A 26242-nucleotide genomic window follows, 5' to 3' on the forward strand; every position below is an offset into this window, starting at 1 on the left:
ATGGAAAATTCCGAACAGCACCTGTTCAGCACCGCCGCCATCACCTCGTTCCGGCTCAACGGCCAGTTCCTCGCGCTCGCCGAGAAACTGGCCGCACCCGCGGGTCTCACCGCCGCCTGGTGGCAGGTACTGGGCGCGGTCCTGCGCGAACCACTGCCGGTGGCGGGTATCGCGCGCGCCATGGGCGTGACCCGGCAGAGTGTGCAGCGGATCGCTGATCTGCTCGTGGCCCGCGGTCTCGCCGAATACCGGCCCAATCCGGCGCACCGGCGCGCGAAACTGGTGGCCGTCACCGCGGATGGACGAGCGGCCGTCGAACGTATCGGCCCCCAGCACACCGAATTCGCCACCCGCCTCGCGCAACAGGTGGGCCGGGAGCGGCTGACCGAAATCGTGCAGGCCCTCGCCGACCTCTCGGCCGCCGTCGAGCTCCTCGACACCGAGGACGAACACCGATAGCAGCCGGCCGGCCGGCTGGTACACACTCCGGTGGCGCTGCGGCGGGAGAGATCCGCATGTTTACCCACCCGATGATGACAACGCGACCGGCCGGGCCCGCGCCACAGCCCGGATTCAGATACCGGCGATTCGGCGCACGATCGGCAGCGGCAGCACCTTCATCGCGAAACCGAACGGAACCCACGGCCAAGCGGGGGTGTAGGCCTTGAACCGGCGCTTCTCGATCGCCGTCACCATGGACCGGACCCCGGTGGGCGTATCGACCAGGAATTTCGGCGGGTGCGCGGCCTTCTCGTTCATCTCCGAGGCGATATAGCCCGGGAAGATGATCGAGACATCCACTCCCGGAACGCCTTCCGCCGCAATACCTTCGGCCATGGCTGCCACCCCGGCCTTACTCGCCGCATAGCTGGTCATCGTCTTCGGCATCCCGCGCAGCGCGGAAATCGACGAGATCACCACGAGATGCCCGCCGCCCTGGGCCCGGAAGATCTTCATGGCCGCTTCCATCTGGGCCATCGCCCCGAGGAAGTTGGTGTTCGCGGTCTGCCGGTTCGGCCGGTCCCCGCCCTTGCCGAAGGGCACCCCCTTCCCCAGCCCGGCATTGACGATCACCCGGTCCAGGCGGCCGAATCCGGCGGCGAACTCGTCGAACACCCGCGGCACCGCATCGAAATCGGTGACATCCAGGGCGGCGGTGCGGACCCGCACCGCCGGATGCGCGCCGGCGATCTCCGCAGCGAGTTCGTCGAGCCGCTCGGTGCGCCGGGCACACAGCGCCAGGTCGTAGCCCAGGGCGGCGAACTGGCGCGCCATCTCGGCGCCCAGACCGGAACTCGCGCCGGTGATCAGAATCGAACCTCTAGCCACGGTGGTGCATCTCCTGGGGTCGGCCGCACCGCTGACGGCCCGGCGAAGGTCGGCACGTTTTCCCGAGCCTAATCCCCGGGGCGGCGTCCGGTCAGCGGGCTGCCCGGAGTTGCGGGGCTTCCGGGTTCGCGAAGGGAGCCAGCGCGCCCTGCACCTGCTGCTGCGACAACCGGCTGTGCCGGCGGCCGGGCAGACCGTCTTCGGGCGCTCCGGTGGCCGCCCGGCACACATCGGTATCGGTGACCGCGGGATCGGCCGCGAACCGTTCCCCGATCAGGTCGATCGCCGCCAACCGGTTCCCGCTCCGGGCCTCGTACACACTGAGCCGGTACGCCATCGCGAACAGATTCAGCGTCCGGCCCACCGGCTGCCCCGGCGCGGGCGGAAATTGGCATGTGCGCACCAACTCCCCGAGCCGCACCTGCGATACGCAGGCGACCAATTGCACCGACCGCGCATCGACGGGGTGCCATACGGCGGCCGGGCCGGCCGGGGTGAACTCGGAAAGTTCCCCGGCCAGATGAATCGGGCTGGGGCCCGTCGCCGAATAGGGCGCGGCCACCGTGGTCCCACCCTCGCCCTGGCACAGGGCCCCGTATTCCGCCACATCGAACCGGGCGAATCCGGAAGCCGCGAAGACGGTGCCGGTCACCGCCGCCAGCGCCGCGCCGGCCACCCCGACCGCGATCGCATACCGCGCGCCGCGCCCACCGGTGTTCGTCCCGGCCGGCCGGCCCACGTCCGCCGGCCGACCGCGTTCCGGCCCGCGCGGGCGGTCCGCCGCCGCCCGAGCTGCCCCGGCACGCGCCCGCGCGCGGCCTGGTACCTGCCGGAGCCGGGCGATCTCCCGCCGGATGCCGACCGGGGTCCGCACCGACCTTCGGGGCTCACGGGCGGGAGTCCCGGACACAGACGACCCCACCGGGACCCCGGCCGGACCGCCCGGGCCCGCCACTTCCCCACCGGTTATGGAATCCCCGGCCGAAACCGGCGAATCAGCCTCTCGCTTCGATGCTGGGTCACCGGCGACCGGCGACAGCGAGCCCTGGGAACCTTCCGTGGCCGACGTCGCGGTCCGCAGCGAATGCCCGTGCCGGTCGGCGACCTCCACAACGCCCCGCTGCCGCGGCGGGCGGTTCACGGCTGCCGGGGGTGCCGCAAACCCCACCGGAGACTCCGGAGATCGCTCCGCCGGTCGCCGTGAACGCCCCACCTCACCGGTATCCGGTTCCGCGAGCCGGTCTTGCCCCGCGGAACGGCCCCGCACCGCGGTCTGGTCCAGCACCGCAGGCCGGTCTTGCCCTGCGGACCGGCCCCACGCCGCCGACCGGCCCGGTTCCGCAAGCTGGTCTTGTCCCGCAGACCGATCCGGCACCGCGGACTGCCCGAGCTCCCCGGGCCGGCCCCGCACCACAGGCTCGTCCAGCACCGTAGGTTGGCTCTGCACCGCAGGCCGGTCCGGCATCGGAGGCTGGTCTTGTCCCTCGGGCCGGTCCGGTGCCCCGGGCCGCGGCACCGGCTCGACATCCGGTCGCGACTTCTCGCCACGGCCGAGGTCCGGCCGGCCGATCACCGCCGGTCGCTCCGCGGCCGTGTTCCATTCGTCGTTCGTACTCCGGTCCACCTCAACGGAATCGCGCGTGGCGACGTCCGGTTCCTCCCGGCGCCGCGGGACTGCCGGGCCGGCGCGTCCGGCTCCGGCGTCGGACTGCCGATCGGCGGTACCGGCCGAGGGCTGCCGCTCGGGCGATTCCGGCCGGGCGGCGCCGGCGTGAGCCGACCGGTCGTCAGGGGAGGGGACCGAGCCGGAGCCGGTCACCGAGAGTGCCTGTTCCGCCTGGAATTCTTCGGCAGGCGCGGACCCGGCTGTTCCGGGAAGCGCGAGTGCGCCGCCGATGCGCTGACGCGTGGACGTACGGCCGGAACCGGCGAATCGCGGGAAGACCGTCTTCCGCGCCGACCGGCCCCCGGTGGGCGCCGAAGACGCCGGGAGCTGCCCGCTCTCGGTTCCGTTCGCCGCGACCGTGAACCCCTCGGCCGCCAGCTCCTCGGCATCCGGTGTCGACAGCGGGATTCCGAGCGTTTCGAAGGCCTGGGCGATATCGGCGGCGCGCCAGCGGGCGGCGCCGGCGGGCGGATGCTCGAAGTACTCTGTCAGGCTCGCCGATTGCCCGATCCGGACCATGATCGTTTCTTCGCCCGCCTCCTGCGGGGACGGGCTCCAGGTGATCCGCGAACCGGTCTTCGGGATCAGCACTACGAGAACGTCGATGTGCTCGGGCATTCCGTGCCGGTGGAACACCGCCTCCAGTTCGGCCCGCTGTCTGCGGCCCCGCACCAGCGGGTTCACCGTCCCGGAACCCGTTCGCAGATCGGCGGTCCGATCGTCGACCTGCCAGCGACCGCCCGGCGGTGTTTCCAGCACACCGTGCTGAACCGACCGGAAATCCGCGAGCACCACCAGCGTGCACCCGGACGGTGTCCAAACCAGCAGGTCGACCACCGTTGTGGATCTGCGGCGGGGGCGGGGCAGTGCACCACCGAGGAGGGCGACGCCGCCGATGCGCTCGGTTCCGCGACCCCAGTCGCCGAGCAAGCGGAGCACGAACCGCTGCACACCGGACAATTCGGCACTCTGCACGCGTACAATCACGGCGACCCCTACTTCGGTGACCACGAAACCCACGCACACCACGGGGCGCCAGGGAGATCTTAATTCCCTGGCGCACAACGTTTTTGGATGCGCCGTCGTCAATGGTAGCAATCCACGCCAGGGCGCACGAGAGCCTGCGCCCGCAGGCATGCGTGCGCATTCGTGCATATCGCGACGACCTGCACTGCCCGTTACCCCTCGGCCGCCCGGAGTGCAACAACTCACCCGACTGCGGCCGGCCGACCCGAACAGGAACAGGCAGGCCCGGCCGGCCGCACGCCCACCCGATACCGGCGCGGCCCCGCCGATTTCGCCCTCGGTGACCGGTCGCCGGCCCTCCGCCACGGACACGCCCGGCTTTGATCAACACAGCCCGCGGCGCCTGCACGCGCGGTACGTTTTAGGTACCAGAGCCGATCTGGTAGTGCGGCCGGCCATCGGTGGTGCCGATGCGGTGGGCCGCACGCGGTTGCCGTGGCCGCTCGAGGAGAACGTTGTATGCCGCAGTTCGAAGTTTCCCAGGAGGTCGTCACACTCGCGGAAGGTGAGGTGCTGCGACTCGACGCTCAACCGGTCGACTACGCGATAGTCGCGCTGTATTTCGTTTTCGTCCTCGGCATCGGCCTGATGGCCCGCCGGCGCGTGTCGTCGAGTATGGATTTCTTCCTGTCCGGCCGGTCACTACCGGCCTGGGTCACGGGTCTGGCGTTCATCTCGGCGAACCTGGGCGCCGTCGAGATCATGGGGATGTCGGCCAACGGCGCGGAATACGGTTTTCCCGCCTTCCACTACTTCTGGATCGGCGCGGTCCCCGCCATGCTGTTCCTGGGCGTGGTGATGATGCCGTTCTACTACGGCTCGAAGGTCCGCAGCGTGCCGGAGTTCATGCGCCGCCGCTTCGGCACCGGCGCGCATCTGGTGAACGCGCTGAGTTTCGCGGTCGCCCAGGTACTCATCGCCGGCGTCAACCTGTATCTGCTCGGCACCATTCTCAATGTGCTGCTCGGCTGGCCGCTGTGGGTCGCGGTGATCGCGGCGGCGGTGATCGTGCTGTCCTACATCACCCTCGGCGGGTTGTCGGCGGCGATCTACAACGAGGTGCTGCAGTTCTTCGTGATCGTGGCCGCGCTGCTGCCGCTCACCCTGATCGGCCTGCACCGGGTCGGCGGCTGGTCGGGGTTGCAGGACAAGGTGGCCGCTTCCCCCGGCGGCCCCGAACAGCTGGATTCCTGGCCGGGTAACGCGCTGTCCGGTTTCGCCAACGATTTCCTGTCCATCCTCGGCATCGTCTTCGGCCTGGGTTTCGTGCTCTCCTTCGGCTACTGGACCACCAACTTCGTCGAGGTCCAGCGCGCGCTGGCGACCCATTCCATCGCCGCCGCCCGGCGCACCCCGATCATCGGCGCCTACCCGAAGATCCTGATTCCGCTGATCGTGATCATTCCCGGCATGATCAGCGCGGTCCTGGTGCCGCAGATGGCCGATTACAAACAGGCGGTCACCGCGAATCCCGATGTCGAGAGCGATACCACCTACAACCAGGCGCTGCTGTACCTGATGAAGGAAGTGCTGCCCAACGGCCTGCTCGGGGTCGGGCTGGCCGGTCTGCTGGCGGCGTTCATGGCCGGGATGGCGGCCAATGTCTCGGCCTTCAACACGGTGTTCAGTATCGACCTGTGGCAGCAGTACGTGGTCAAGGACCGGCCGGATACCTACTATCTGACCGTCGGCCGGCTGGCCACGGTGGGCGCCACCGTGGCGGCGATCTTCACCGCGTTCATCGCGGGCGGGTTCAGCAACATCATGGACTACCTGCAGACCTTGTTCAGCTTCTTCAACGCGCCCCTGTTCGCGACCTTCATCCTGGGCATGTTCTGGAAACGGATGACTCCGACCGCCGGCTGGACGGGTCTGGTGGCCGGTACGGCGGTCGCGGTCACCATCTTCGTGCTGAACGAGACAGAGGTGTTCTCGCTGTCCGGCCAGGGGGTCAGTTTCGTCGCGGCGGGCGCCGCCTTCGTCGTCGATATCCTGGTCAGTGTGGGTGTCACGATGGTCACCGCACCGAAACCCGCGGCCGAGCTCGTGGGCCTGGTGTATTCGGAGACGCCGCGTGAAATGCGCACCGATCCGGAGGCCGCGACGCTGCCCTGGTATCAGCGCCCGGTACTGCTGGCGGGTATCGCGCTGGTACTCGTGATCATCCTCAATATCGCGACCGGATAGGACAACGACCGTGCTCTTCGATATCCGCACCATCGTCGGGGGCCTGCTCGGCCTCTACGGCATCGTCCTGGTGATCACCGGACTCGTGCACGATACGGCCGACGAGGAAGCCAAGACCGGCGGTATCAACGTGAACCTGTGGGCCGGTCTGGGCATGCTCGTGGTGGCCGCCGCATTCATCGCCTGGACGCTGCTGCGCCCGGTCGCGGTCGACCGGCCCGACCCGGGTGCCGAGATCGAATCCGGCCGGGACCGATGACCCGCTCGGCTGCCGGAGACACGGCACCGGCCCGCGATGACGCGGACCGGTGAACTATCGGGAGCGGCCGGGAGCCGTCAGTCCGGCAGGCCGATCGCGAAACCGATAGCGATGAGCAGGCAACTGATGACCGATACAGCCAGGATGATCCACATCGGGCAAGCGTACGAAATCGGCTGAACGCGCCCGGTACCGGGTCGGGCGGTGCGGCCCGGTCGGGCAGGTGGTGCGGTCGCGGATCAGGCCACGACCTCGACGATATCGCCGGGGTTCAGATAGTGGTAGACGGCCACGGCCCCCGGTTCGGTCAACCGGATACAGCCGTGCGATTCGGCCTGCACCGGACCGATATGGAAGGCGATATCGCCGTTGAAGAACACCGCGTAGTGCATCGGTGCGTGATGCATGGTGCTCCAGTGGTACGGGCGTTTGAAGTCGACGTCGAATACGCCGGTCGGGGTCTCGTAGCCGTCCATCCCGTGCGACATCGGCGTCGGCCCGTAGACCACCCTGCCGTTGTCCATCAACCAGACCTCGTTCGTGGACAACCGCAGGCAGGCCCGCGCCGCCGGTGAACAGGGGGCTTCGGCCGGGATGATCGCCGGCACACCGGGGACGTTGGGCCCGTTCGGCCACAGCGGCTCGGCGAATGCGGGTGCCGCCGGCGCCAGGGCCGCCGCCGCGACCCCGGTGAGTACAGCCATCCGGTGGAGGAAGTGTCCGTTGCTCATCTCGTACCGACCTCTTTTCTCGATCCGTCGCCACTCCGGCGGGGCCAGCAAATCCAGAGCTAAGATCTAGAGAACCATTCGACGGTACTGAAAATTCGGCGAACTGTGGGTCGCATTCACCGCCGACGCGCCGATTCGACACCATTCCGCGACGGAATACGACCCACTCGCCTCAGGCCACGCTCCAGCTATCGGAGGCCGCGCCACGTCGCCGGATACGACGTCGCCGCTGGTAGAACACCTCCTCCACCGAAACATTGGGGACCTCCTCGACGATCCCGGTGAGCCGGCCGCCGAGCTCCAGCTCGGCGATCCGCCGGTGCAGACCGGCGCGCCGCTCGGCCGTCAGATCGGCCCATACCGCCCCGATCCGCCGCTGCGCGGGCTCCTCGGCAACCGCCAGCAAACGCAGCAGTTCGGGCCACAGATCGTCGGCATTGGCCACCGAGGGCAGTTCGGCGATCTGCTCCACCGGCATCCGCGCCACCAGCCCGGCGATATAACGCTGCACGTCGGGGTGGCTCCGTTCGGCGAGCAGCAGCAGGCCCTTCCACGGCCCCGGTTTGAACGCGACGATCAGCGATTCGATGATCGCGATCAGCGCGGCGGTATTGGCGAAGATGGGGTTCATCGCCATCCGCTGCAGGCCCGGCTGACTGAACTTCGAGACGAAGGTCATCAGCTCCGGCGCCGCGCCGCGCTGGATGGTGTGCGCGCAGAGTTTGCCCAGGGCTTCGGGGGTGGCCAGGGACAGCAGGATATCCCCGATCCGGAAGACCACGTCCGCGTCGGCCCGCGACATCACCGATACCGCGGCCTCCTGCAACTCCGCCGAACCGGCCAGGACGTTCTCCATCATCCGCGGGATCCGCTTCGATCCGCCATCCAGCAACTGGCGCAGTATGTTGCTGACGGCGGACGCGGAGTAGGCGTAGGCGGCGGAGAAGATGATGCCCTCGTCGTCGAGGGTGCCGCGTTCGACGGCCTCGACCATCTTCGGTGAGGCGTATTCCAGGAACGGCCCGGCGGTGATGTGGTCCTTGCGGCGCAGGACCTCGTTCACGATCGCGACCAGCGGTTCGGCGGCCATGATATCGCCGAGTTCACCGAGCGCTTTGGGATCCACATACGGTGTGCAGTCCGCCGCGTACTCGGTTTTCAGCATCGTGAGCGTATCGGCGGCGGCGTCCGGGTATTCGACACCGACGGCGCCCGCGGCGCGACCGGTCATCATGGGCGGCACGATGCGCTGGACCAGCGGTAACGACACCTGCAGCGGGATGATCGGGATCAGCCGGCCGATCCGTTTGAACATTTCGCCGTGGTATTCGAAGATCCGCCCCGAGATCCGCTGTTCCAGTTCGTGCAGATGTTCGGCCCCGAGCCGTTCGAGGTAGGCGATTCGTTCGACAGGAACATGTAGCGTGCGCGCGAGCAGGATCATCTGCGCGCGAGTGACCAGATCGCTCATTTCTCGAGGAGATCCCCGAACATGATCCGGCGCGTGATCGTTTTGAACGGGGGCGGGAAGTAGCGGATCATGCCGTTCACCGCCTCGATGAGCAGCTCCTTCTCCTGTAGCTGGGCGCTGCGGAACAACCCGAGCAGATCCTGGATCTCTTCATCGGAGAGCATCTCCGAGGCTGCGGTGGGTCCGTTCAGTTCGCGGACGAGTTCGGTTTTGGCACTCATTCTGCTCCTGTGTCTCACTCGGGGGCCGGCAGCCGCGAAACCACCGCCGACCCCGTGTATTACCCGCACGACGATATGCCGAATCCTCATGGCCGTTAAGGCATTCACATCTGGCGTTACCTGCCTGCAATTTGGCGTGTATCACATCGCGGGGTACGCGTGACGCTACCGCAGGGGTGACTCCGGTCCGTGTGTCGCCGGTGCGGACGGGAACCGGGTCCGCCGGGTGACCACCACGGTTGCGCCGCCGTGCGACAACCGTGGTGGTTGCCGATCCGGGACTAGTTCGGCGCGAGGTGGCGGCGCAGGAACATCAGTTGATGCCGAAGGGCGGGCTCGAAGAAGGGATTGCCCGGCCACACCCCGAAATGGTCGCAGGGATAGTGGCGGACCTCGGCACGCGCCGCGAACGCGGCCTTGGCGGCGGCGTACGGCGGTGCCCCGCGGTCGAAATCGGCGATCTGCACCAGCACCGGAAGTCGCAGTTCCGCCGCCGCCCGCGCCGGACGGAACCCGGCCAGCTGCGGCAGCACGCCCGCGTCGATCTCGTTGCGCCAGGTCGGCCCGGCCAGCGCCCGATAGGACTCGTACCAGCCGTCCAGGGCCAGCGCCGCGACCTCACCGGGCCGGCCCACCAGGGGAATCAGGCCCGACCCGCCGGTCACCGCGTCCAACTGCCGCCGGATCGAGGCATAGGCGCCGCGCAGGGTCGCCACGGGGCCGCCCGAGCGGACGGCCAGCGCCGCGGCGGCCCGGCCGTCCACCAGTGGCGTCACCGAGACGACCGCGGCCAGCGTGGCCCGTGCGGTGGCCGTTTTCCCCGGTGTGGCACGCGCGGCCGCGGCCGCCGCGAAGACGTGGCCGCCGGACAGCGAGACGCCCCAGAGCACCACGCGGTGCGGATCGACCCCCGGCAACTCGGCGGCCGCGCCGACCGCGGCCCGGTAGTCGGCGAGCTGATCGGCCATCCGGATCCGCTGGCGGGGTTCGCCGCCGCTGGCGCCGAAATGCCGGAAGTCGAACGCCAGGACATCGATTCCCGCGGCCGCGTAGGCGCGGGCGAACGGTTCCAGCCCCGAATCCTTGGTCCCGCCGAATCCGTGTGCCATCACCACGACCGGCCGGCCGGACGAACGCTCGAGGTCCGCCGACCCGGCCGGGAAATGCCAGGCGTGACACAGGTCGGCACCGGACCGGAAGGTCAGTTCGGCAGGGGCGGCGGCGGTCCCCGTTTCAGGGAGGTGGTGCAGGGTCATGACGGTTCCTCGCGGTGGTGGGTTCGGCGGGCTCCGGTTCGTGGCCGTAGATCGAGCGCAGCCAGACGGTGACCACCGATTCGATATAGCGTTCCCGGTCGAGTTCCACACCCAGGGTGAGGCGTTCGAGCAGGCGTTCGTTGAGCAGCAGCAGGACATCGGCGAGGGTGGTGGCGTCACCGCCGGCGGGGGCCCGGCCCGCCCGGCGCTCGTCCTCGATCATGGCCGCGATCGCCGGGATGAACGCCTGGCGCTCGGTTTCCCAGATATCGCGCACGGCCGGTGAGGCGCTGCGGGCCTCCAGGACGGCGCGATAGAGGTGGCGGTGGCGGTCCCAGAAATCCACCAGCCCGCGGATCGTCCGTTCGATACGCCCGGCCGGTTCCCCGGCGCCGAGCAGAATATCGTTGACCGCGAATACTTCCTCGTAGATTTCCTCCAGGGCGGCCCCCACCGCGGACGCCTTGTTCTCGAAGTAGAAATAGAACGCCGATCGCGTCAGTCCGGCCCGCCGGGAGATCTCGGCGATATTGACGGCTTCGAGCCGTCCCCCGTTATCGCGCAGCAGTTCGTCCAGCGCCACGAGAATGGCGCTGCGACGCTGGTCGCCGCGGTGCGGGGCGCGCCGGTCGGTCCGCGAACGCACCGTCATCCGGTACTCCCGGCCGGAAGCGCACCGTGGGTCCGGGCCCGGCGCAGCCCGGCCGGCAGTTCGCTGAGCCGCAGATCGCGTTCGTAGACGAAATAGTCCAGCTGCTGGGTGTGGCGCGGCCGGTCCACCACATGCCCGGTGAAGCGCCGCTGGTCCGCCTCGATGATCCGGTACATCGTTTCCTCCGACGGCGGCCGGTAGTACCCGGCCGCCCAGGCGGCGACCAGCCGGGCCTGGCATTCCACGAACGGGAACAGCGTGGGGAACGGCTGTGCGAACCCCACGAACGCCAGGTTGTCCACACCGGGTTTGAAGATGCGCTTGTACAGCGAGATCCGGTTGTCGGGCGCGCTGATGAACTCCGGATCGAAGAAGGGGAAGGTGATGTTGTAGCCGGTGCAGTAGATGATGACGTCGAAATCCTTGTGCGTTCCGTCCACGAAATGCACGGTCTCGCCGTCGAGCCGGCGCACATCGGGTTTGGCCACCACGTCTCCGGAGCCCAGCCGCAGCGGCAGTTCCACCGATTGGGTGGGGTGCGCCTCGAAGAACTTGTGGTTCGGCGCGGGCAGGCCGTACTTCACCGGGTCGCCCGAGATGTAGGGCGTGAACGTCTGGACCAGTTTGCGCTGCCAGGACAGCGGAACATAGGGCACCGTGCGGAAATACCGGTCGGCGGGGGTCCCCGCGAAGTATTTGGGCACCACCCACGCACTCGACCGGGTGGACAGCCAGACCTCGTTGTCCATTGCGCGCGAGGACAATTCGACGGTGATATCGGCGGCGCTGTTGCCGATGCCGACGATCAGGATGCGTTTGCCGTACAGATCGAGCGGGGTCCGCGGATCGATATAGGCGTGGGAGTGGATGGACTGTCCGGTGAACTCCCCGGGGAAATCGGGGAACCGCGGATCCCAGTGGTGCCCGTTGGCCACCACCAGCAGGTCGGCGCGCCGGTTCTCGCCGCGTTCGGTGGTGAGCTCCCAGCCGCCACCGGCCGGAGCGGCGTGCCGGATACCGTTGCCGAATTCGATGGCCCGTTTCAGGTCGAAGGCCGCCGCATAGCCCTCGAGGTATTCCTTGATCAGGCTGTGGTGCGGGAAATCCGGGTAGGAATCCGGCATCGGATAGTCCCGGAACGAGAGCTGGTATTTCGAGGTATCGATATGCAGTGACCGGTAGGCGCTGGAATGCCCGTTGGGGTTACCGAACGCCCAGTTCCCGCCGATCCGGTCCGAGGATTCGAAGCAGGTGTACTCGATTCCGTAGTCGCCCAGCATTTTTCCCGTGGTCAGGCCGCTGATTCCGGCCCCGATGACCGCGACGGTGGGTTTCGGCATACAACCTCCTGCGCGTTCCGCCCCGACAGCGGAGACAACCCGGCAGTGACACCGGTCACAGGAACCCTAGGACCGGTTTTGACAGGTGTCAAGAAAAATCAACCCTTGTCAGCCGACCTGCCGCGCTCTACGTTGTGAGTCACGTCATACCGGTCGGATCGGGAGGAAACCCCATGCGCGCTCTGCAACTCACCGAACCCGGCCGCCTCGAGATACGCGAGGTCCCGACGCCCGAACCCGGCCCCGGCGAACTCCTGATCCAGGTGGGCGCGTCCGGGATCTGCCATTCCGACCTGCACGTCCTGCACCTGCCGTTCAAGGTGCGCGACGAACCGCTGACCCTCGGCCACGAGATCGCGGGCACCATCGCCGCGGTGGGCGACCGGGTATCCGGCCGCACCACCGGGGAACGCGGAGTGGTGTATCTGTGCTGGTCCTGCGGAATCTGCCCGGAATGCGCGAGCGGGAACGAGAATGTCTGCCGGGCTGCGGGCCGGGTCGCCATGCCGCCCTGCCCGGGTCTCGGGCCCGACGGTGGGATGGCGGAATACGTGGCGATCCCGGCGAGCTCGTTCGTACCGATCGGCGATCTGGATTTCGTCGCCGCGGCACCGCTGGCGGATGCCGCGCTCACCAGCTACCACGCCATCCGCGGCGCCCACGACCAGCTGTTTCCCGGATCGACCGCGGTGGTGATCGGCGCCGGCGGGCTCGGCCACGTGGGAATCCAGATCCTGCGCGAGCTCACCGCCACCCGGATCGTCGCGGTGGACACCGACCCCGCCAAACGGGAACTGGCCACCGAATGCGGTGCCCACGAAACGTTATCGGCCGGCGACGATACCGCCGACCGGATCCTGGCGATGACCGGCGGCCGCGGGGCGGAGGCGGTCTTCGATTTCGTCGGGGTCGATGCCACCGCCCAGCTCTCGGTGCGCAGCGTCGCCCCCAACGGCGCCTACCGGATGATCGGGCTCGGCGACGGGAACCCCGAGATCACCGCCGGACCGGCCGGTGGCCCCGGACTACCGTGGGGCGCCACGGTGCGCAAATCCTACGGCGGCACCAAACGCGATCTCATCGACAGTATCGCGCTGGCGCGGGCCGGCCGGATCAGTGCCCGCACCGAGCAGTTCGCCCTCGCAGACGGCGCCCATGCCTACGCCCTGCTGGAGCAGGGGCGTATCCGTGGCCGCGCCGTACTGGTGCCCTGACCCCTCACTACTCGCCGGCCGGCGCCCACATATTGCTGATCAACTTGTGGCTGGGTGTATCGGCCAGCGACTGCGACGATTCGTAGATCCGGACGTAGGATGTGGCGCTGATCCGCCATACTCCGTCCTTGCCCCGGCGATACCGATCGGTGTAGTAGCCGGCGCCCCGGATGAGGAATCCGTAATCGGTCGCGATCACCGTATCCTCGAACAACCAGCTCCCGGTGGCGGTGTCCCCCTCGACGACGATCTCCGGATGGTTGGCGACATGGGTGGTCACGATGCCGGGCCCCATGTTCTCGCGCATGAATCCGACCACCGCGTCGCGTCCGTCCAGAGTGAGTTCCCGGCCCATGGCGTGGGTGCCGTAGCGGGCCTCGATCGCCGGGTCGAGCGTGGCGGCGAAATCGTCCCACTGTTTGAGGTCCAGCGTGCGGAAGTACCGGTATTTGAGACCGCGGATGAGTTCGAGCGCCTGCAGATCCATGCAGTTACCTTGACACGCCTCGATCCGCGCGGCAAGAACACGTTCTAGTTTACCGATGCCCGGCCGATCGCTGCCGCGCCGGGGCCGATCGTGCCGTGCGGCCATCTCGCCGAACACGCACCCGAGCGCACCGCCCCGGCCGCCCCGGTTTGCGGGCGCCCGCCGGTGGTACTGCGCCCGAAACAGAAGCAGAGAGTTCGCGAGAGACGGCCCGCCGCGCCGGACGCCGCTCCCGCCATCGAACGACGGAGAGACCATGAACAGCGCCGATTTGCTCACCGATGCCTTCGACCGGATCCGGGAGGCCGTGCACGAGGCCGTCGACGGGCTCGACCGGGACGCCCTGCACTACCGGCCCGATCCGGGAGCCAATTCCATCGCCTGGCTGGTATGGCATCTGACCCGGGTGCAGGACGAGCACCTGGCGGAACTGACCGGCACCGAATCGTTGTGGACCGGCCGCGGCTGGTACGAGCGTTTCGACCTGCCGATCGACCGGCAGGCCACCGGCTACGGCGACACCCCCGCCGAGGTCGCCCGCATCCAGGCCCCGGCGGAACTGCTCGCCGGCTACTACGACGCCGTGCACGCCCATACCCGGCGCTTCCTGGGCACTCTCACCGAGGCCGATCTGGACAAGGTGGTCGACGAGAACTGGGACCCGCCGGTGACCATGGGCGTGCGGCTGGTCAGCGTGATCGCCGACGACCTCCAGCACGCGGGGCAGGCCGCCTACCTACGCGGCGTATTCACCCGTTCGGCGGCGGCACCGGCGGCCGCCCGGCACTGATCGGGCCCCGGCCCGCGGGGTCAGTCGCGCAGCGCCTCCTCGCGCAACCAGCCCAGGGTGCGCGACAGTATCCGCGAGATATGCATCTGCGAGACGCCGAGCCGGTCGGCGATCTGGGATTGGGTCTTGGATTCGAAGAACCGCATCCGCAGCACCTGGCGTTCCCGCTCGGTGAGTTCGCCGAGCAGCGGTTCGACCGCCAGATAGTCCTCCACCCAGCCGTACGACTCTTCCTCACTGCCCAGTGATTCCACCAGCGGCGGCGCGGCGGACTCGCTGTCGTCACCGGCGGGGGCGTCGAGCGAGGACGTCTGGTAGGCATTACCGGCGATCAGCGCCTGGGTGACCTCCACCAAGTCGATATCGAGCTCGTCGGCGATCTCCCGGGCCCGGGGTACCCGGCCCAGCCGCTGAGACAGGGTCTCGATGGTCGGGCCCAGGCTCAACTGGATCTCCTTGACCCGCCGGGGCACCCGCACCGACCAGGTGTTGTCCCGGAAATGCCGGCGCACCTCCCCCATGATGGTGGGCACCGCGAACGACAGGAACGACGAACCGCGGGACACATCGAATCGTTCGACGGCGTTGAGCAGCCCCAGCCGGGCCACCTGCAGCAGATCGTCGTAGGTTTCACCCCGCCCGGAGAACTTCCGGGCGATATGTTCGGCCAGCGGCAGGCACCGGTCCAGGATTTCCGCCCGAATGGCCGCCCGCTGCGCCGAACCCTCCGGCGCGGCGGCCATATCGCCGAACAACGGCTCGATATTGTCGTAGCTGTCGTTGCCACGATGGCGGCGTGAAGGCCCCGGATCTACGCGCGGTGCCTCATGCGCCATCGGCGCCCCCTCGGTACCAGCTGAATTCGACATCGGTCGGGTATCCACCACTCGCCACGTCGTAGGGATGCTGCACCACGTCGACCCCGCGGGTCAGGGTCCGCACGATATGCCAGCCGAAACCTTCCTGATCGAGAAGCGAATCGGTCGCCGCAGTCGAGGTTACGCGCACGGTCATGCGGTGCCGGTCATAATCGAAGTCGCAGCTCAGTGTCGAGTCGGCAACGGCCGCCGCAATCAACGAGGTGGCCACCTCGTCGAGGGCGAGCCGGATATCGGTCACCTCGTCCAAGCCGAAATCGGCGATCAGCGCCACCGTCTCGGCCAGCGCGCGCAGCATCACCAGCTGCTCTTGCTGCGCCGGGACGCGTACGCCGACGGTTGTCGTATCTCGTGAAGTCGTATCCACTGAGTCGGAGACGCTGTCCACCATGCGCACCACCACCTCGTTACTGCGGCCCACCCGACGCGGGCCGGGGGCGCCTGCCGGGGCCCTCACGGCCTGGATCCGGCGGCGACGCCGCGGCTGTCTGTCCTCGGCCTGATTGTCACATGCGCAGGTACCCCGCATCGGGGTGCCGAAACCGCGACAACCTTCCGACAACTTACTGGCGCGCGTCCACACGGTAACCGGGCAGGTCCGAATCGAGCAGGTGGAACGATAATTCGCGGGCCCAGGACAGAACGCGACCACCGCCGACAGTATCGGCGGTGGTGCCGGGGCCGGCCTCAACCGATCAGGGCCGTGCGCAGCGTCGGGAAATAGCGGAACTGGTGGCGCACCCCCGTGACCCCCAGCGCGCGCTCGATATCGTGACGCCCGCTGACCAGCCGTAACTCGACCCCACAACGCCATGCGTCGGATTTGGCGGCGGCGAGCGCCGCGGCGGCGCGCAGACACAGGAATGTGGTGGCACGCAGGTCCAGAACGACCACACGGCATTCCTCCCGGCAACAGCGGCCGAGCAAGGCGCGGAAATCGTCGAGGCCGACCGCATCGAGTTCGCCTTCGACTCGGGCGATCAGATAATCGGGGCGCTCGGTGCTGCGCCGCGACCACATCCGGCCGCCGCCGGCGGCGGCGCGCGGATCACTTCTCCGGTGCTGATCGACCTGGTAAAGGGCGGTGGTTACCGACATATGCATCCCGTCCGTTGCGGTGTGGGATTCCGGTTGGCATACCCGATCGGGACCAGCGACCACGCGGGCATCGCCCGCCTGGAGAGCCCGACTACCGACATACGCCGCACCGGGTTCGGCTGTGTGTTTCAACCTCGTCCTCATTCTGGCACGACCGGCTGCCGCTGTACACCGGGCGCGGGCACCGCCTGCGCACCGGCACGTTTACCCCGCGCGCGGGCGGCTATTGCGGGGGCAACGGGGCCGGGCGGCGGTTCCGGTTCCCAGAAGAGCGGAGGTTGGCACGACGATGGCTTCTCTGACCGCAGTCGCGCTGGTGTGCACGCTGAAGAAATCACCGGCCGAATCCAGCAGCGACCGGATCGCGCGCCAGTTGCTCGCCGAACTCGCCGGGTACGAGGTGACCGGCAAGGTCATCCGGGTGGTGGACCACGATGTCCGGCCGGGTGTTTCCGCCGACGAGGGCGAGGGTGACCAGTGGCCCGGTATCCGGGCCGAAATCGCGGCGGCGGATATTCTGCTGTTCTGCACCCCCACCTGGCTGGGGCATATGTCGTCGGTCGCGCAGCGCGCACTGGAACGACTGGACGCCGAACTGTCCGAAACCGACGACGCGGGCCGGCCCGCGATGTTCGGCAAGGTCGCGATCGCGGCCGCGGTGGGCAATGAGGACGGCGCTCACAAGATCATCGCCGATGTCTTCCAGGGGCTGAACGATATCGGTTTCACCGTTCCCGCCCAGGGCGCCACCTATTGGAACGGCGAGGCGATGAGCGGGGTCGATTACCTGGACCTCGAGCGCACCCCCGATGCCGTCGCGTCGACCAATGCCACGGCGGCGCGCAACGCCGCCCACCTGGCCCGACTTCTGCGTTCCGCGCAGTATCCGGCCGGCTGACCGCCGCCGGGTCCCCGCGGTGCGCCCGGACGACGACACCGTCGCCACGAAAGGTGAAATCCTATGGTCGAAACACTCGCCGCCCCGGGCACCGTCTCCCGGGGGATGCGCCTGCCCACGCCCCGGGGCCCGCTCTCCGCCGATCTGGTGGCCCTGCTCCCGGCCGAACCGGGCAGCCCGGTCCCGCCCGCGCCGCCGGATATCGACCCGTACGGTGACGATCTCCAGCTGGCGTTGCACACCTGCTACGAACTGCACTACCAGGGCTTTCGCGGAGTGGACCCGGAGTGGGAGTGGGACAGCGAACTGCTGCGGTTGCGCCGGCAACTGGAACGCCGGTTCGCCGACGCGTTACGCGCCGAGGTCCCCGGTGGTCACGATGTGGAGGCCGAACTGGACCGGCTGCTCGCACCGCCCGTCGCGGGCGGGGTCCCGGCCTTCCTGCGTGACGAGGGCACCTGGGAGCAACTGCGCGAATACTTCGTCCAGCGCTCGATCTACCACCACAAGGAAGCGGACCCCGTGGCCTGGGTCATCCCACGGTTGCGCGGCCGGGCGAAAGCCGCCCTGGTGGCGGTGGAGTTCGACGAATTCGGTGGCGGGCACGGCGACCGGATCCATGCCCGGCTCTACGCCGATCTGCTGCGCGCCGCGGATCTGGACGACGGCTACCTGCACTATTTGGATATCGTGCCGGCGCCCATGCTGGCCCTGGTGGACATGATGTCGCTGTTCGGCCTGCACCGCTCGCTCCGCGGCGCGCTGGTAGGGCATTTCGCGGCGGTGGAGATCACCTCCTCCCCCGCGTCCCGGGTGCTGGTGGAGGCGCTGCGGCGATTCTCGGCGCCCGCGGACTGCGTGCGGTTCTACGCCGAGCACGTCACCGCGGACGCCGTCCACGAACAGGTGGTGCGCCGCGATGTGCTGGCCGATCTGCTGGCCCGCGAACCCGAGCTCGCCGAATCGGTGGTCTTCGGGATCCAGGCCACCGACCTTCTGGAGGACCGATGCACCGAGCTGATGCTGAGCCGCTGGCGGGCCGGCCGCAGTGCGCTGCGGACCGAGGCCGGGTGAGCGCCGTGTTGATGCGTGCACCCGGTGTGTACCGGCCGCAGCCCGACACGTGGCTGCTGGCCCGCGCCATGACCGAGGCGGCCCTGCCGGCCGGGGCCAGCGTGCTCGACGCGTGCACCGGGACGGGTGCGCTCGCGATCCATGCCGCGCGCACGGGCGCGGCAGCGGTGACCGCGGTGGATCTGTCCCGCGCCGCGGTGGCCTCGGCCTGGCTGAACAGCCGGCTGAACGGGGTACGGCTGGAATTGCTGTGCGGGGACGTGACCGAGGTGGTCGCCGGACGCACCTTCGATGTCATCGTCGCCAACCCGCCGTACGTCCCGAGCGACCGTCCGGTGCCGGACGGTCGCGCGGCCCGCGCCTGGGACGCCGGTCGGCACGGCCGCTCCCTGCTCGATCCACTGTGCGCGATGATGCCGCGCCTGCTGAACAACGGCGGCACCGCGCTGCTGGTCCATTCGGGCCTCTCCGGGACCGCGACCAGTCTCCGCCAGCTCCGTAGCGGCGGACTGAAGGCGACGGTGGTCGCCCGCACGGTGATCCCCTTCGGACCGGTGCTGACCCGGCGCAGCGGCTGGCTACGCGACCGGGGCCTGATCCGGCCCGGTCAGCGACACGAGGAGTTGGTGGTGATCCGTGCCGACCGAACACGATAAGCAACCGGTTCCGGCGCACGCCTCGCCCGCCGGCTGCTCCCGGCTCGGCAGTATCCGTCCACCGGCCGGCCGGCCCGGCACGGACGATCCCCCTGCCGTTGCCGTGACGCCGGCGGACGGGCGCGCCGAACCCGTGCGGATCGTCTTCACCGAGGACGGGCCCGCGCTGGTCGACGGACCGGTGGATCTGGTTACCGCAGACGGCGAGGTAGTGCACGCGGATCGTTTTCTCGTCGCGATCTGCCTGTGCAAACGGTCGCGGAGCTACCCACTGTGCGATACCAGCCACCGGCGCCGCGGCGGTCACTCGTGACCACCGGTGCGCGATATCGCGCCGATTGACCGCCCGCGCAGCGGGTACGCGCGACCCATGACCGACGATCACCGCCGCCGTCGTCCCGCCGGTACGCGGGCCCGCAGCGGTCCGTAGGCCGGGTGAGCGGCGGCCGACCCGCCGGCCGTGCCGGCGACAACGGAAGGCAGGGCAGCGCTCATGAATTCGATGGACCCCGATCCGTCCGCGACCCCGGACCTGGAGCCCGGTGGTGGTGTACCCGCCGGCTCCACCCCGCCGGATACGGCACAGACCTCCGGCCTCTCGGCCCCCGAGCCGCGCACCAGCCGTCGTTTCCCGCCCACCGGGATCGTGGCGGTGCTGGCCGCAGTCGTGCTCGTGGCGGTTTTCGTGGTGGTGGCCGTCGTCCTCATCGCGTCACTGGGCTGAGACCGGCGGGATGCCCCGGCGGTGGCACGGCTGCCCGGCCGGTCATCCGCTGATTAGTTGCGCGGGCCCCGGGTAGCCGCCTCATATGGTTCCGACCGAGGAGCAACTGCTGCACGCATTGACCCGGGCCGCGAACGCCCTGAAACAGGAGGGCATACCGTTCGCCGTGGCCGGCGGTTGCGCCGTGTACGCCCGCGGCGGCCCGCCGTCGGATCACGATGTCGACCTGTTCGTGAAACCCGAGGACAGTGCGCGGGCGCGCACCGAACTGGCCCGGGCCGGTCTACGCCTCGCGGAGGCCGCCGAGGACTGGCTGATCAAGGCCTACGACGGTGACACGCTCATCGATATCATCCACCGGCCCAACAACCGGGACGTCGACGACGCACTGCTGGGCCGGGCCGAGACCATGCGGGTGGGACCAACCCTCGCGCCCGTGGTCGATGCCACCGACCTGCTCGTCGACAAACTGCTCGTCTTCGACGCGCACCGGCTCGACCTCAGTCCGCTGCTGCGGATCTCGCGCGATCTGCGGGAACAGGTGAACTGGCCCGCGGTACGCGCCCAGACCGAGCATTCGCCCTACGCACGGGCATTCCTCGGATTGATCGACGATCTCGGGATCGCCGAGACGAGAACGGGGTCGCGCGACTCCGGAAAGGCGGAGTAGATGTCCGGCAACCCGCATTCCTCCCGGCAACGACCACCGGAATACCTGGCCGCCGAAATACATCGGGCACTGGCGGAGGACCCGCGCACCAGCGAACAAGGGGTGCAGGTCCGGATCCGCGGCGATGTGGTGGTCCTCGACGGCGAGGTGAGCACCGCTGCGCGGCGCCGTCTGCTCGAGGAGGTGGTGCACGATATCGCCCCGGAACTGCCGATCCACAACGACGTCCACGTCACCGCGACGGCCCGGCCGGGCGAGTCCGAAGACCTCGGCGCGTGACGCCGGGCAGAAGGGAGCAGGCAGATGCGGATCGCCGCTGTCGGAGACGTTCATCTGGGCACCGATTCCCGCGGCCTGTTACGGCCCGCGCTGCGGGATCTACCGGCCCTGGCCGATGTGCTGCTCCTGGCCGGTGACCTCACCAGGCACGGGACACCCGCCGAAGCCGAGGTGGTCGCGCGGGAATTCGCCGACGTGGGGGTGCCGGTGGTCGCCGTACTCGGCAACCACGACCACCACAGCGATGCCGCCGCCGAGATGACCGAAGTGCTGCAATCCTGCGGGATCACCGTGCTCGAAGGCGCCGCCACCACCCTCGAGATCGACGGCGCCACACTCGGTATCGCCGGCACGAAAGGTTTCGGCGGAGGTTTCGCGGGCAAATGCGCGAGCGTGTTCGGGGAACGGCTGATGCGTGATTTCGCCGGGCACACCGTCGAGCTGGCGGCCGCGCTGGACAGCGCGCTGGCCGGGTTGCACACCGATGTCACGGTCGTGCTGACGCACTACTCCCCCGTCAGCGACACATTGCACGGGGAACCGCGCGAAATCTATCCGTTCCTGGGCTCGTATCTGCTCGGCGAACCCATCGACAACCACCGGGCCGATCTGGCCGTGCACGGCCATGCGCACGCCGGCACCGAACGCGGCAGCACGCCGGGTGGTATCCGGGTGCGCAATGTCGCCCAGCCGGTGATCGGCAAGGCTTTCGCCGTCTACGAACTCCACGGCAGCGCCGCGGGGGAACCGGTACCCGACCGGTCCGCGGTTTCCGGCTGAGTCACCCCGGCCGGGAGCACACCACGGACCGTCGCCGCCGAACCGTCACCGCCCGCCGCGGGTAGCTGCCGGAGAACACCCGCCGGCCCCACACTCGCGGCGGTCGTTCGACAGAGGTCTCCGCGGCCGGCCTCGGTCACGCTGCGTAGGACGGCCGCGGCGCCCAGGGTTTCGGCGGCGGCCCACCCGGCCGGTGGCGCGTGCGCACTACCGCGTCGCGGCCCTGGACCGGTTCGCGAGCGGTATTCGCCCCGCCCAGTCGAGCCGGTAGCGTCCCGCACAGCGACCGCGTACTTTCTCCCGGAAAAGACCGCGGCGACCTCGTAAGAGGTCGCCGCGGTGGACTGCCGCCCGGTCGGCACGGTGCCACCGGGCCCGCCCTCAGGCGTCGCGCGGAGTCGGGGCCACCGTCTGCCCGTGACCCGGATCCTGCTGGGACCGCTGACGCTGCTCGGCGTCCGCGGCCCGGAGACGTTCCTGCTGCGCCTCGGTCTCCTTCTCGGCAGCGGCCCGCTGCGATTCCCCCTTGTCCTGCTGGGCCTTACCTTCCGTGCGCAGGCTGTCGTTGTCGAGAACCGCTCCCGCGGCCTCCTTGACCTTGCCCTTCGCGCCCTCGACGACACCTTCGATGCCCTCGCGTGCGGTCTTGTGCTCGGCCACGATATCCACCTCCGAATCTCGGTTTCTCGGTCGGATATCGGCCGCGTACCCGGGCCCGGCGGGTTCAATCCGGCGGCGGCGCCCCGATGGGGTGTCCTGGCTCACCGGGCCGGTCAGGAGAACGCGGCCTCGAGACCGTCGAACCAGGCCGCTTCCTCCACCAGCCGGGTGCTGCGCCAGCCGTCCGGAGTACGGACCAGCTCGTGGTTGTACCAGCCGCCGCAGGTGAACTGCTTACCCGGCGAGACGATCATCGGGTTGAAGAACATGGCGCGCACCGTCGCGGTGTCCGCGCCCAGATCGACCGCGATATTGGAAATGAAATGCTGGGTACGGGTGAACAGCGCCAGTTGATCGGTGAGCGCCGCGACGACGGTTTCCAGATCGCCGGTGGGGCCGCCGGCCGTGCTGTAGTCGATCTGCGCGTCGGCGGTGAACACCGTGCGGTACAGCGTCCAATCCTTGGCGTCGACGGCGGTGGCGTAGCGGGTGAGCAGATCGGTGATCTCGATCCGGTCGGCGAGGGTACGTGCGTCCATCCCCTCATACAACCGCACCGACCCCGGTTCCCGGCGGGTATCGGCTCGGCTTCCCCCGTACCCGCGCGACCCCGGTTCGCCCTCCGCAGCAGTCCCGCAGACCCGGTTCGACTTCCGTGGGCCCAACGGGATCCGGTTCGACGACCACAGGGATGTCGGCGCGATATCTGGATCAGCCGCTGCGCCGGAGTCGTCGCCACCACGGGCGACGTACCCCGGGCCGGGGACGTTCGGGGTCCCGCGCATCGGTCACCGGGCGTCCACCGGTGTGGTTTGTGGCAGACCGCCAGCCCGCAACGATCTCCTCGGTATCGACCGGGGCGATCGGGATCTGCGGGCCGGTCGGCAATCGGAGCCAGTCCACGATCCGGCGGTTGAGTTCGGCGACAGCGGCGCGCACCTCGGCTTCGGTGCCCAGCTCCCGCACGGTGCCGGGTAGGCGTTCCACATCGCGGCGCAACAGCAGCGAGGGCGGTAGCATCGCCTCCCCGCTCACGCCCTCCCGGCGCAGATAGTCCCGCAACCACGCATCCTCGTCGTGGTACGGATTGCCCGCCCCGGGCAGCGGTTTCCCGGCGCCGGGCAGATTCTCGAACTCACCGCGCTCGGTGGCCTCGCGGATCTTGCGATCGACCCACGACTCGAAATCGACACCCGCGGGTTTGCGCTCCGACATCGTGCCTCCTCACCGTCGCCCGCCACGGTGGTGGTGCCGCCACCGTGGCGGTGTTCCCGTGGCCGAGACGGTGCCGGCGCGGCCGGTCAGGCCCCGTTGGTGGAGGTGCTGCGGGTGCGCCCCGAGCGGGCCTTGCGGCGTTCGGCCTGGAGTTCGGCCAGTTCCTGCTCCAGGATATCGGCGACCCGGAACTGACCGGTGTCGTAGCCGTCGGAGGAGCGCACGACCTCCAGGAACTCGTCGGTCTCCTTGTCGCCGGACAGCTTGCCCTTGGCATTCGATTCCGACGGGCCGCTCTTGGCACCGTTGGTCGCGTCCGCGGACCCGGCCTGTTTGTGCTGGCCGAGTTTCCGGGCGGCGGCGGTCGCCGAGGTGGTGATCGGAAACTTGTCGGTGGTCTCCGCGGATTTGCCACCGGGTTCGTCGAACAGCGGTGAATTCGTGGCCATTTCGTCGAGCAGGGAGCTGGTGCGGCCGATCAGGCCGGACGTCACATCGGCGAGATCGCCCGCCCGCTTCTTCGCCGGTTCAGCGGTTTTGCTGTCCGACCGGAACGCACCACCCGCGGATTGTTTCTTCGAACCGGTTTCCAGCGCCGCCGGTTGCGCCACGGCGGTGTCACCGGTCGGCAGGGTCCGCGCCTCCACCGCGTTGGGATCGAGTTTCATCGTGACCCGCGGCAGGCTGTTGCGGATCTGCGCGGCCGGATCGGGCAGTACCCGGACCTGTTCGGTGGCCCGCAGGATCGCCATCCCGTAGCGGGCGCTGGCCGCGTCGTGGATGAGCAGCGCGACACCGATCATCACCGGCGCGACCGCGTGCACGCCCACGTCGTACCAGTCACCCACCCGCAGGTACGGGTAGGTGTTGAGCCCGACGGTCAAGGCCAGCAGCGCGATCTCGGCGGCCGCGGTCTGCTTCCGGTTGTTGACCACACCCCATTCGGCGACCTTGTTGGTACCGATCATGATGATGATCAGGCAGACGCTGATCATCCCTTCCAGCAGGTAGCTGAACCAGAACAAGGGGTCACTGGGGCCGGTGGGCGCGATGTTCTGCTGGACGTTGACCGCCGACCACAGCATGCCCGCACCGACCACACCGGCCAGCGCGCGCAACGACCAGGACCGATGCCGGTACAGCGAGGCCAGTTTGGCGTGCGGGCTGGATTCCCGGCGCTGTGCGGCGATGGCTTTACGGGCGAGCAAGAGGTCGCGCATATCCGCCTTCTCGATCTGCTCGGTGGTCTGCCTGGCCCGGTCGTTCGCCGCGGCGACGGCCTGGATCTCCTTCCAGCGCTGTCCGCGCTCCTGCTCGCGGATACGCTCGGCGAGTTCACGTTCGGCGCGCAGCTCCGATTCCGAAAGCGCCTCGGTGAGCGCGGGATCGAACTGGTAGGCCAGCCGGCTACGGGCATGTTCGACTCGCTGGGCCAGTTGCGTGACATCGTCCTCGATCGGCGGCTCGACGGTCATTACGGCTCCCGCCTCGGGTGATTCGACAGCAGACAAGTGGTCACGCCGGGGTACGGTACCGGGCTTTGCCGCGGGATGCACCGTCACGGTCGAAACAACCGATTTCTGTCGACGTTCACAGGCCGTTCACGAGTTCCCCTGGCGGGGTCGCGCTTCCGGCTCCACGGCAGCCGGACGCACGCTGTATTGCGCCACGGCGGCCAGGATCGCCCGCACCGCGGGCTCCGCCTCGGGGATCGGGAGGAGCGGATAGACGTGACAGGCTCCGGCCTCTTCGACGAAACGTACGGCCGAACCGGCACGTTCGGCGAACAGCCGCGCATCGGGGTGCAGGATGTCGTGCGTGCCCATGAAGACATCGGCCGGCGGGAGCCCGTCCAACGGGCCGTTGATCGGGCTCAGCTCCGGCAGGCCGAGATCGTCCCCGCCGGCCCAGACCCGGCCCGCCTCCAGGAGACCCGGGCGCGCCAACCACGGATCCACGTCCTCGATCCGGTCGATCTCCGGATTGGACAACCGCATATCCAGACACGGCGACAGCAGGATCAACCGGGCGGGCGCGGGAAGCCCGGCGGCCGGCAACGATTGGGCGAGCGTGAGCGCGAGGGTTCCGCCGGCCGAATCCCCGGCGAGCACAACCCGCCCGGGGTCGGATTCGCCGAGCACACTTCGGTAGACCTCGATCAGGAAGGGATGCGCGGCCCGGTACGTGTGGTGCGGTGCCAGCGGATAGATCGGCACCTCCACCCGATGCCCCGCCGCCACCAGTCGCCCGATGAACCGCCAATGCCACCAGCTGATCTCCCGGAAGAAACTCCCGCCGTGCAGGTAGATCACCACCACACCGGATTCCGTCCCCGCCCGCGGCGCCACCGTGTAACACGGAAAGCCGCCGACGGCCCGGCTCACGACCCGATACCGCCGCCGTAACCCCCGCGGCGGCGCGTGCTCCCCCGCGGGCTCGGACATGGCGGCCCGCGCCTTCTCGGCAGTGTCCATCCCCCGTTTCCGGGTCAGCCGCAGGAACATCGACAACGCCCGGCCACGCCGACTCACCATGTACTTCTCCTCGCCAGGACATACCGTGCCCACCGAACCTACCCACCGTTCCGGCCACGGACACGTGCCGAACTGCGTCTTCGGCGCCGCCACGCCGCCCGACGGCGGCGGCACTGTCGACCCGCCACCCGGTGCGTCCCGGGGCGG

30 protein-coding genes are annotated in these 26242 nt (G+C 69.0%); 13 read left to right on the forward strand and 17 right to left on the reverse strand.

Annotated elements, in window-relative coordinates:
• Positions 1–459: a MarR family winged helix-turn-helix transcriptional regulator gene (locus tag ACQEVO_RS19130; protein ID WP_432915116.1), complete on the forward strand. Its 459-nt coding sequence runs from the start codon at positions 1–3 to the stop codon at positions 457–459.
• 114 nt (positions 460–573) lie between these two features.
• Here the strand turns inward: ACQEVO_RS19130 and ACQEVO_RS19135 are convergent, their stop codons facing one another.
• Complete coding sequence (locus ACQEVO_RS19135; RefSeq protein WP_432915118.1) at positions 574–1329, reverse strand: SDR family oxidoreductase; 756 nt, start codon at positions 1327–1329, stop codon at positions 574–576.
• 91 nt (positions 1330–1420) lie between these two features.
• Positions 1421–3982: a hypothetical protein gene (locus ACQEVO_RS19140; protein ID WP_432915120.1), complete on the reverse strand. Its 2562-nt coding sequence runs from the start codon at positions 3980–3982 to the stop codon at positions 1421–1423.
• A 498-nt stretch (positions 3983–4480) separates the two neighbouring features.
• Between ACQEVO_RS19140 and ACQEVO_RS19145 the strand changes: the two genes are divergently transcribed.
• Positions 4481–6208 (forward strand): sodium:solute symporter family protein, encoded by a 1728-nt coding sequence (locus tag ACQEVO_RS19145; protein WP_432915121.1) that lies wholly within the window; start codon positions 4481–4483, stop codon positions 6206–6208.
• A gap of 10 nt (positions 6209–6218) precedes the next feature.
• Positions 6219–6467, forward strand: coding sequence for a hypothetical protein (locus ACQEVO_RS19150; RefSeq protein WP_432915123.1), 249 nt, complete (start codon positions 6219–6221; stop codon positions 6465–6467).
• Between the two features lie 239 nt (positions 6468–6706).
• Here ACQEVO_RS19150 and ACQEVO_RS19155 read toward each other — a convergent pair whose 3' ends face one another.
• The 6 genes from ACQEVO_RS19155 to ACQEVO_RS19180 form a co-directional block, all read right to left on the reverse strand.
• Entirely contained in the window at positions 6707–7198 is a 492-nt protein-coding gene (locus ACQEVO_RS19155) for a L,D-transpeptidase (protein WP_432915124.1), read from the reverse strand.
• Between the two features lie 172 nt (positions 7199–7370).
• Complete coding sequence (locus tag ACQEVO_RS19160; protein WP_432915126.1) at positions 7371–8669, reverse strand: hypothetical protein; 1299 nt, start codon at positions 8667–8669, stop codon at positions 7371–7373.
• On the reverse strand, positions 8666–8890 hold the full coding sequence (locus tag ACQEVO_RS19165) for a hypothetical protein (RefSeq protein ID WP_432915128.1): 225 nt from the start codon (positions 8888–8890) through the stop codon (positions 8666–8668). The genes ACQEVO_RS19160 and ACQEVO_RS19165 overlap by 4 nt, the downstream gene beginning before the upstream one ends.
• A 281-nt stretch (positions 8891–9171) precedes the next feature.
• Positions 9172–10146: an alpha/beta hydrolase gene (locus ACQEVO_RS19170; RefSeq protein WP_432915130.1), complete on the reverse strand. Its 975-nt coding sequence runs from the start codon at positions 10144–10146 to the stop codon at positions 9172–9174.
• Positions 10124–10798 carry a TetR/AcrR family transcriptional regulator gene (locus ACQEVO_RS19175; protein WP_432915132.1) on the reverse strand — a complete coding sequence of 225 codons (675 nt, stop codon included), beginning with the start codon at positions 10796–10798 and terminating at the stop codon, positions 10124–10126. The genes ACQEVO_RS19170 and ACQEVO_RS19175 overlap by 23 nt, the downstream gene beginning before the upstream one ends.
• A complete protein-coding gene (locus ACQEVO_RS19180) occupies positions 10795–12138 on the reverse strand; it encodes a flavin-containing monooxygenase (RefSeq protein WP_432915134.1) in 1344 nt (447 codons plus the stop codon). Before ACQEVO_RS19180 ends, ACQEVO_RS19175 begins: the two co-directional genes overlap by 4 nt.
• 173 nt (positions 12139–12311) lie before the next feature.
• Between ACQEVO_RS19180 and ACQEVO_RS19185 the strand changes: the two genes are divergently transcribed.
• The gene (locus ACQEVO_RS19185; protein WP_432915135.1) at positions 12312–13352 is read left to right on the forward strand and encodes an NAD(P)-dependent alcohol dehydrogenase; all 1041 of its coding nucleotides are present in this window, start codon (positions 12312–12314) and stop codon (positions 13350–13352) included.
• A gap of 7 nt (positions 13353–13359) precedes the next feature.
• On the opposite strand, the gene ACQEVO_RS19190 is transcribed toward ACQEVO_RS19185, so the two are convergent.
• Positions 13360–13839, reverse strand: coding sequence for a nuclear transport factor 2 family protein (locus tag ACQEVO_RS19190; protein ID WP_432915137.1), 480 nt, complete (start codon positions 13837–13839; stop codon positions 13360–13362).
• Between the two features lie 256 nt (positions 13840–14095).
• Here ACQEVO_RS19190 and ACQEVO_RS19195 point away from each other — a divergent pair, with 256 nt between their 5' ends.
• On the forward strand, positions 14096–14629 hold the full coding sequence (locus tag ACQEVO_RS19195) for a mycothiol transferase (RefSeq protein ID WP_432915139.1): 534 nt from the start codon (positions 14096–14098) through the stop codon (positions 14627–14629).
• A 20-nt stretch (positions 14630–14649) separates the two neighbouring features.
• Here ACQEVO_RS19195 and ACQEVO_RS19200 read toward each other — a convergent pair whose 3' ends face one another.
• From ACQEVO_RS19200 to ACQEVO_RS19210, 3 genes are all read right to left on the reverse strand, one after another.
• A complete protein-coding gene (locus ACQEVO_RS19200; protein ID WP_432915141.1) occupies positions 14650–15465 on the reverse strand; it encodes an RNA polymerase sigma factor SigF in 816 nt (271 codons plus the stop codon).
• The gene (locus tag ACQEVO_RS19205; RefSeq protein ID WP_348536632.1) at positions 15455–15964 is read right to left on the reverse strand and encodes an ATP-binding protein; all 510 of its coding nucleotides are present in this window, start codon (positions 15962–15964) and stop codon (positions 15455–15457) included. The genes ACQEVO_RS19200 and ACQEVO_RS19205 overlap by 11 nt, the downstream gene beginning before the upstream one ends.
• 230 nt (positions 15965–16194) lie before the next feature.
• The gene (locus tag ACQEVO_RS19210; protein WP_432915143.1) at positions 16195–16605 is read right to left on the reverse strand and encodes an STAS domain-containing protein; all 411 of its coding nucleotides are present in this window, start codon (positions 16603–16605) and stop codon (positions 16195–16197) included.
• Positions 16606–16894: 289 nt separating this feature from the next.
• On the opposite strand from ACQEVO_RS19210, the gene ACQEVO_RS19215 reads away from it, so the two are divergent.
• From ACQEVO_RS19215 to ACQEVO_RS19250, 8 genes are all read left to right on the forward strand, one after another.
• A complete protein-coding gene (locus tag ACQEVO_RS19215) occupies positions 16895–17503 on the forward strand; it encodes a flavodoxin family protein (RefSeq protein ID WP_432915145.1) in 609 nt (202 codons plus the stop codon).
• 63 nt (positions 17504–17566) lie between these two features.
• Positions 17567–18577, forward strand: a complete 1011-nt coding sequence (locus ACQEVO_RS19220) for an iron-containing redox enzyme family protein (protein WP_432915147.1) — start codon at positions 17567–17569, stop codon at positions 18575–18577.
• Positions 18574–19233: a HemK2/MTQ2 family protein methyltransferase gene (locus tag ACQEVO_RS19225; RefSeq protein WP_432915149.1), complete on the forward strand. Its 660-nt coding sequence runs from the start codon at positions 18574–18576 to the stop codon at positions 19231–19233. Before ACQEVO_RS19220 ends, ACQEVO_RS19225 begins: the two co-directional genes overlap by 4 nt.
• A 103-nt stretch (positions 19234–19336) precedes the next feature.
• Positions 19337–19546, forward strand: coding sequence for a CDGSH iron-sulfur domain-containing protein (locus ACQEVO_RS19230; RefSeq protein ID WP_432922811.1), 210 nt, complete (start codon positions 19337–19339; stop codon positions 19544–19546).
• A 180-nt stretch (positions 19547–19726) separates the two neighbouring features.
• Positions 19727–19957, forward strand: coding sequence for a DUF6480 family protein (locus ACQEVO_RS19235; RefSeq protein ID WP_432915151.1), 231 nt, complete (start codon positions 19727–19729; stop codon positions 19955–19957).
• Between the two features lie 85 nt (positions 19958–20042).
• Complete coding sequence (locus tag ACQEVO_RS19240; RefSeq protein ID WP_432915153.1) at positions 20043–20627, forward strand: nucleotidyltransferase family protein; 585 nt, start codon at positions 20043–20045, stop codon at positions 20625–20627.
• On the forward strand, positions 20628–20906 hold the full coding sequence (locus ACQEVO_RS19245) for a BON domain-containing protein (RefSeq protein WP_432915155.1): 279 nt from the start codon (positions 20628–20630) through the stop codon (positions 20904–20906).
• A 24-nt stretch (positions 20907–20930) separates the two neighbouring features.
• Positions 20931–21686 carry a metallophosphoesterase family protein gene (locus ACQEVO_RS19250; protein WP_432915157.1) on the forward strand — a complete coding sequence of 252 codons (756 nt, stop codon included), beginning with the start codon at positions 20931–20933 and terminating at the stop codon, positions 21684–21686.
• A gap of 381 nt (positions 21687–22067) precedes the next feature.
• On the opposite strand, the gene mbp1 is transcribed toward ACQEVO_RS19250, so the two are convergent.
• The 5 genes from mbp1 to ACQEVO_RS19275 all read right to left on the reverse strand — a co-directional run bounded on the left by mbp1 (position 22068) and on the right by ACQEVO_RS19275 (position 26095).
• Positions 22068–22346, reverse strand: a complete 279-nt coding sequence (gene mbp1, locus ACQEVO_RS19255) for a microaggregate-binding protein 1 (protein WP_432915159.1) — start codon at positions 22344–22346, stop codon at positions 22068–22070.
• 113 nt (positions 22347–22459) lie between these two features.
• Positions 22460–22885, reverse strand: a complete 426-nt coding sequence (locus ACQEVO_RS19260; RefSeq protein ID WP_432915161.1) for a nuclear transport factor 2 family protein — start codon at positions 22883–22885, stop codon at positions 22460–22462.
• Between the two features lie 172 nt (positions 22886–23057).
• Positions 23058–23561, reverse strand: coding sequence for a DUF1992 domain-containing protein (locus tag ACQEVO_RS19265; RefSeq protein WP_432915163.1), 504 nt, complete (start codon positions 23559–23561; stop codon positions 23058–23060).
• Between the two features lie 86 nt (positions 23562–23647).
• Positions 23648–25036, reverse strand: coding sequence for a hypothetical protein (locus ACQEVO_RS19270; protein WP_432915165.1), 1389 nt, complete (start codon positions 25034–25036; stop codon positions 23648–23650).
• 126 nt (positions 25037–25162) lie between these two features.
• Positions 25163–26095 carry an alpha/beta hydrolase fold domain-containing protein gene (locus ACQEVO_RS19275; protein ID WP_432915167.1) on the reverse strand — a complete coding sequence of 311 codons (933 nt, stop codon included), beginning with the start codon at positions 26093–26095 and terminating at the stop codon, positions 25163–25165.
• Between the last annotated feature and the right edge of the window lie 147 nt (positions 26096–26242).

Origin of the sequence: Nocardia sp. CA-290969 (genome assembly GCF_050936135.1) — a bacterium.
Taxonomy (GTDB): domain Bacteria; phylum Actinomycetota; class Actinomycetes; order Mycobacteriales; family Mycobacteriaceae; genus Nocardia.

Excerpts from the sequence above, each read along its gene's own strand:
- ACQEVO_RS19215 (WP_432915145.1), top strand. The coding sequence starts at position 16,895 with ATGGCTTCTCTGACCGCAGTCGCGCTGGTGTGCACGCTGAAGAAATCA.
- ACQEVO_RS19170 (WP_432915130.1), bottom strand. The coding sequence starts at position 10,146 with ATGACCCTGCACCACCTCCCTGAAACGGGGACCGCCGCCGCCCCTGCC.
- ACQEVO_RS19250 (WP_432915157.1), top strand. The coding sequence starts at position 20,931 with ATGCGGATCGCCGCTGTCGGAGACGTTCATCTGGGCACCGATTCCCGC.
- ACQEVO_RS19165 (WP_432915128.1), bottom strand. The coding sequence starts at position 8,890 with ATGAGTGCCAAAACCGAACTCGTCCGCGAACTGAACGGACCCACCGCA.
- ACQEVO_RS19240 (WP_432915153.1), top strand. The coding sequence starts at position 20,043 with ATGGTTCCGACCGAGGAGCAACTGCTGCACGCATTGACCCGGGCCGCG.
- ACQEVO_RS19130 (WP_432915116.1), top strand. The coding sequence starts at position 1 with ATGGAAAATTCCGAACAGCACCTGTTCAGCACCGCCGCCATCACCTCG.
- ACQEVO_RS19180 (WP_432915134.1), bottom strand. The coding sequence starts at position 12,138 with ATGCCGAAACCCACCGTCGCGGTCATCGGGGCCGGAATCAGCGGCCTG.
- ACQEVO_RS19220 (WP_432915147.1), top strand. The coding sequence starts at position 17,567 with ATGGTCGAAACACTCGCCGCCCCGGGCACCGTCTCCCGGGGGATGCGC.
- ACQEVO_RS19265 (WP_432915163.1), bottom strand. The coding sequence starts at position 23,561 with ATGTCGGAGCGCAAACCCGCGGGTGTCGATTTCGAGTCGTGGGTCGAT.
- ACQEVO_RS19190 (WP_432915137.1), bottom strand. The coding sequence starts at position 13,839 with ATGGATCTGCAGGCGCTCGAACTCATCCGCGGTCTCAAATACCGGTAC.
- ACQEVO_RS19270 (WP_432915165.1), bottom strand. The coding sequence starts at position 25,036 with ATGACCGTCGAGCCGCCGATCGAGGACGATGTCACGCAACTGGCCCAG.
- ACQEVO_RS19200 (WP_432915141.1), bottom strand. The coding sequence starts at position 15,465 with ATGGCGCATGAGGCACCGCGCGTAGATCCGGGGCCTTCACGCCGCCAT.
- ACQEVO_RS19235 (WP_432915151.1), top strand. The coding sequence starts at position 19,727 with ATGAATTCGATGGACCCCGATCCGTCCGCGACCCCGGACCTGGAGCCC.
- ACQEVO_RS19160 (WP_432915126.1), bottom strand. The coding sequence starts at position 8,669 with ATGAGCGATCTGGTCACTCGCGCGCAGATGATCCTGCTCGCGCGCACG.
- ACQEVO_RS19275 (WP_432915167.1), bottom strand. The coding sequence starts at position 26,095 with ATGGTGAGTCGGCGTGGCCGGGCGTTGTCGATGTTCCTGCGGCTGACC.
- ACQEVO_RS19245 (WP_432915155.1), top strand. The coding sequence starts at position 20,628 with ATGTCCGGCAACCCGCATTCCTCCCGGCAACGACCACCGGAATACCTG.
- ACQEVO_RS19185 (WP_432915135.1), top strand. The coding sequence starts at position 12,312 with ATGCGCGCTCTGCAACTCACCGAACCCGGCCGCCTCGAGATACGCGAG.
- ACQEVO_RS19175 (WP_432915132.1), bottom strand. The coding sequence starts at position 10,798 with ATGACGGTGCGTTCGCGGACCGACCGGCGCGCCCCGCACCGCGGCGAC.
- ACQEVO_RS19195 (WP_432915139.1), top strand. The coding sequence starts at position 14,096 with ATGAACAGCGCCGATTTGCTCACCGATGCCTTCGACCGGATCCGGGAG.
- ACQEVO_RS19210 (WP_432915143.1), bottom strand. The coding sequence starts at position 16,605 with ATGTCGGTAACCACCGCCCTTTACCAGGTCGATCAGCACCGGAGAAGT.
- ACQEVO_RS19155 (WP_432915124.1), bottom strand. The coding sequence starts at position 7,198 with ATGAGCAACGGACACTTCCTCCACCGGATGGCTGTACTCACCGGGGTC.
- ACQEVO_RS19145 (WP_432915121.1), top strand. The coding sequence starts at position 4,481 with ATGCCGCAGTTCGAAGTTTCCCAGGAGGTCGTCACACTCGCGGAAGGT.
- ACQEVO_RS19260 (WP_432915161.1), bottom strand. The coding sequence starts at position 22,885 with ATGGACGCACGTACCCTCGCCGACCGGATCGAGATCACCGATCTGCTC.